The following is a 4,696-nucleotide window of genomic DNA, read 5'->3' on the forward strand; positions in this document are numbered from 1 at the left end:
GATCGTGGCCGTAGTGGCGATTTTTTCTCCATCCCGCCCCGTTGTTTATTCTTATTTACATATCCCCGCGCTATGCTTAATGCCAACTCATTTAATGGATTTATGATTGATGTCGGTATTAAAGAAAAACAGCGCCAGAAAGCGTGACCAGGAGCGTGCGCGACTTATCTGGCTTCTCACGACCGATAAAGCGGTCACTTCTGCGTTATTAGGCAAACTGACCCTGGCTGAGCAATATGATGTCGGCACCTTAGCCGACGATATTGCTGAGGTAGGTGCGCTGGTTGCTCATTTACCCCCGCCGGATCTGGCGGATACTCTCGAAGCGCTTCCCTCGGAAGAACGTCACGCCCTGTGGCGGCTGGTGCAGGATCACGAGCGCGGACAGGTGCTGCTTGAGGCGTCGGAAAACGTCTGGGACGACCTGATCGATGAGATGAGCGACCGCGATATCCTGGATGCCCTGCAAACGCTGGATATCGACGAGCAGATTTACCTCGTTCAGCACCTGCCGCGAAACCTGACCGGTCGCCTGCTGGCGTCACTGCCTGCGGAGGAGCGGGCGCGCGTGCGTCAGGTGATGCACTACGAGAAAAACAGCGTCGGCGCGATCATGGAGTTCGGCGTCATCATGGTGCGTCCTGACGTCACGCTCGGTACGGTGCAGCGCTATTTGCGACGTCTGGGCAGCATGCCGGACAACACCGATAAACTGTTCGTTACCTCCCGGGACAAAACTCTGCTCGGCGAGCTGGAGCTGAAAACCATCCTGCTGAACAGTACCCAGCGGCGGGTGAGCGAGGTGATGGAAACCGAGCCGATGGTCTTCTCCCCGGAAGACGATGCGGAAAAAGCGGCACGAACCTTCGAACGTGACGACCTTGTGAGCGCGGCGGTAGTGGATTCCGTCGGCAAGCTGATGGGGCGTCTGACCATCGATGAAATCATTGACGTGGTTTATGAAGAGACCGATAACGATTTACGTGCTCTCGGTGGGATCAGCGCGGAAGATGACGTCCATGCGTCCGTGGGCAAAGCGGTCAAAACCCGCTGGGCGTGGCTGGCCATTAACCTCTGTACCGCGTTTATCGCCTCTCGGGTGATTGACGGCTTTGAGCACACTATTTCACAGCTGGTGGCGCTCGCCTCGCTGATGCCGATCGTCGCAGGGATTGGTGGTAACACCGGAAACCAGACGATAACCATGATCGTTCGCGCCCTGGCGCTGGAAAATATCCAGCCGGGTAACTTTTCGTGGCTCATTTTTAGAGAGATGGGCGTCGCGTTAATTAACGGCCTGGTGTGGGGCGGGATTATGGGCGGCATCACCTGGTGGTTGTACGACGATATGGCGCTGGGCGGCGTAATGATGCTGGCGATGGTGCTGAACCTGCTGGTGGCGTCGATAATGGGCGTGATTATCCCTCTGACGATGACCAAACTGGGGCGCGACCCCGCGGTGGGGTCGAGCGTGATGATTACCGCCATCACCGATACCGGTGGTTTCTTTATTTTTCTTGGGCTGGCGACGATTTTTCTTCTGTAGCCCGACGTTTAATGCGGGCGGGAAGCAGTGCCATGACGATAATCCCACCCAGCACGCCAATCGCCAGATTACCGGTTGAGACCGTGGCGGCAACGGTGACCAGCATGACCACCGTCTCCGCTATCGGGGCATTTTTTACCGTTGCAGGCTGAAGGCTATGCCAGCTGAAGGTTTTAACGGCGACAATCGCCATGATCCCCGCGAGCACCGCCATCGGGATTTTGGCCATCACTTCGCTGAGCGCCGTCACCAGGATCAGCAGCACGATGCCCGCCGCAAGCGTTGAAATACGGCTTCGGCCCTTGCCCATCTCCACGTTGACGATGGTTTGTCCGATCATCGCGCAGCCCGCAATGCCGCCATAAAAACCAGACAGAATATTGCCGACGCCTAATCCAATGCTTTCGCGGCGTTTACTTGACGGCGTTGCGGTCAGCTCATCCACCAGCTTTGCCGTCAGCAGGGATTCCAGCAGGCCGACAAACGCGATGCTCAACGCGCACGGCCAGATAATGCTCAGCGTCTGCACATTGAGCGGAACCAACAGCTCGGTAAGCCCCGGCAAACCGCCGCTCATGGAGCCTTCATCGCCCACGGTCGGCAGGATTTGGCCGGTTGAAACGGTGAACAAGGTTAACAGCACAATCGCAATCAGCGGGGAAGGGATGCTTTTGATATAGCGCGGCACCCACAGCACGATCAGCAGCGTCAGCACGAACAGGCCCACAATCAGCGGGCTTCGGCTCCAGAAATGCGGCACCTGTGCGAAGAAGATCAAAATGCCCAGGGCGTTAACAAACCCGGTCATGACCGACTGGGGAATAAAGCGCATCAGTCTTGCCATGCCCAGTACGCCAAACAGAATCTGAATCACGCCAGCCATCAGCACGGCGGGAAGAATGTACTGTACGCCATGCTGATGCACCATTGGGCCAATGACCAGCGCCACGGAACCGGCCGCGGCCGTGACCATCGCCGGACGACCACCGAGTACAGACAGGGCAAGACACAACACCACGGAGGCGATCAGGCTGACCTTCGGGTCAACGCCCGCCACCACGGAAAATGAGATGACCTCGGGGATCAGCGCCAGAGCGGTGATCACGCCCGCCAGCATTTCACGCGTCAGCAGCTTAGGGGAACGCAGCACGTTGGCTACGCGGTCTTCGGGGGATACAGCTGAATGAGGTAAGGACATAACAGTTCGCTGGTTAGGGCAGGCTTCCGTGCGCGCGATCACAAAGTGCAGCATAGTATCCACAAAATTCAGTGATTGCCAGTTGCCAGCCTAATCCCCTACAAACAATCCATCATTAAATTTCACAATTACAATAATTTCGTAACCTTTAAACAATATTTAAAAGTTGTTACCGTGCCCCCGCAGCTTTTTTCACCTGCAATTTCCACGCATCAAGCACTTTTACACTAAGGCATAAATTATGAAAAAAATGACTGCCATGCTCTTTTCTCTGGCCGTGGGGCTTAACACCGTCTCAATGGCGGCGAAAGCAGACGCACCAAAAGAGCAGGAAACGGACGTCCTATTAATTGGTGGCGGTATCATGAGCGCCACGCTGGGAACTTATCTGCACGAACTGCAGCCGGACTGGTCCATGACCATGGTTGAACGCCTCGATGGCGTGGCGCAGGAGAGCTCTAACGGCTGGAACAACGCCGGTACCGGACACTCGGCACTCATGGAACTGAACTATACGCCGCAGAAAAAGGACGGTTCCATTAGTATCGAGAAGGCGGTAGAGATCAACGAAGCGTTCCAGATCTCACGCCAGTTCTGGTCACACCAGGTCAACAGCGGCGTGATGCACGATCCGCACTCCTTCATTAACACCGTACCGCACATGAGCTTTGTGTGGGGCGACCAGAACGTCAACTTCCTGCGCGCGCGCTATGCCGCTCTGCAGCAGAGCACCTTGTTCCGCGGGATGAAATACTCTGAAGATCATGCCCAGATCAAAGAGTGGGCACCGCTGGTGATGGAAGGTCGTGACCCGAATCAGAAAGTGGCAGCGACCCGTACCGAAATTGGTACTGACGTCAACTACGGTGAAATTACCCGTCAGCTGGTCGCGTCTCTGAAGAAAAAAGAGAACTTCAATCTGCAGCTCAGCACCGAAGTGCGCGGCTTTAAGCGCAACGCGGACAACAGCTGGAGCGTGACCGTTGCCGATCTGAAAAACAATGAAGCCGAACACGTGATCAAGGCGAAATTTGTCTTCATCGGTGCCGGCGGTGCGGCGCTGAAGCTGCTGCAGGAGTCCGGTATTCCTGAAGCTGACGACTATGCGGGCTTCCCGGTCGGCGGCCAGTTCCTGGTCTCTGAAAACCCGGAAGTGGTGAACCGTCATCTGGCGAAAGTGTACGGTCAGGCTTCCGTGGGCGCGCCACCGATGTCCGTTCCGCACATCGACACCCGTCTGCTTGATGGTAAACGCGTCGTACTGTTCGGGCCGTTCGCGACGTTCTCCACCAAGTTCCTGAAAAATGGCTCCCTGTGGGATCTGCTCAGCGCAACCACCACCTCTAACGTGAAGCCAATGATGGACGTGGGGCTGGATAACTTCGATCTGGTGAAATACCTGATTAGCCAGGTGATGCTCTCTGATGACGATCGTTTCGAGGCGCTGAAAGAGTACTATCCGCAGGCGAAGAAAGAAGACTGGCGTTTATGGCAGGCGGGTCAGCGCGTACAAATCATCAAGCGCGATCCTAAAGAAGGCGGCGTGCTGCGTCTGGGTACCGAAGTGGTGAGCGATAAAGATGGCACCATTGCCGCGTTGCTGGGTGCGTCACCGGGTGCGTCTACCGCTGCGCCAATCATGCTGCACCTGATGGAAAAAGTGTTTAAAGATAAAGTCGCCAGCCCGGAATGGCAGGCGAAGCTGAAAACCATTATTCCATCATACGGTACGAAGCTGAACGGTAACGTGGATGCGACGGAGCAGGAGCTGGAGTACACCAGCCGTGTACTGCAGTTGCAATACGTGAAGCCACAGGCGGCGGATGCTGCGCCAAAAGCGGAGCTGAAGCCTCAGGCGGAAAACAAACCGGTTGCGGATATCGCGCTGTAAGATAAAAGCAAAACGGCAACATACGTTGCCGTTTTTGGTATTTCCCCCCTCTCCCTGTGGG

3 protein-coding genes are annotated in these 4,696 nt (G+C 55.9%); 2 read left to right on the forward strand and 1 reads right to left on the reverse strand.

All coding sequences use genetic code 11. The features are described 5' to 3' along the window. Positions 1-109: 109 nt before the first annotated feature. Positions 110-1,546, forward strand: a complete 1,437-nt coding sequence (mgtE, locus tag ENTMO_RS0116835) for a magnesium transporter (RefSeq protein WP_010433439.1) — start codon at positions 110-112, stop codon at positions 1,544-1,546. Here mgtE and ENTMO_RS0116840 read toward each other — a convergent pair. Next, on the reverse strand, positions 1,509-2,798 hold the full coding sequence (locus ENTMO_RS0116840) for a SulP family inorganic anion transporter (protein WP_010433440.1): 1,290 nt from the start codon (positions 2,796-2,798) through the stop codon (positions 1,509-1,511). The two genes, mgtE and ENTMO_RS0116840, sit on opposite strands and share 38 nt — an antisense overlap. Positions 2,799-2,985: 187 nt before the next feature. On the opposite strand from ENTMO_RS0116840, the gene mqo reads away from it, so the two are divergent. Then, a complete protein-coding gene (mqo, locus tag ENTMO_RS0116845) occupies positions 2,986-4,635 on the forward strand; it encodes a malate dehydrogenase (quinone) (protein ID WP_010433443.1) in 1,650 nt (549 codons plus the stop codon). Positions 4,636-4,696: the final 61 nt, after the last annotated feature.

The sequence above is a fragment of the Enterobacter mori LMG 25706 genome, from assembly GCF_000211415.1.
Taxonomy (GTDB): Bacteria; Pseudomonadota; Gammaproteobacteria; order Enterobacterales; family Enterobacteriaceae; genus Enterobacter; species Enterobacter mori.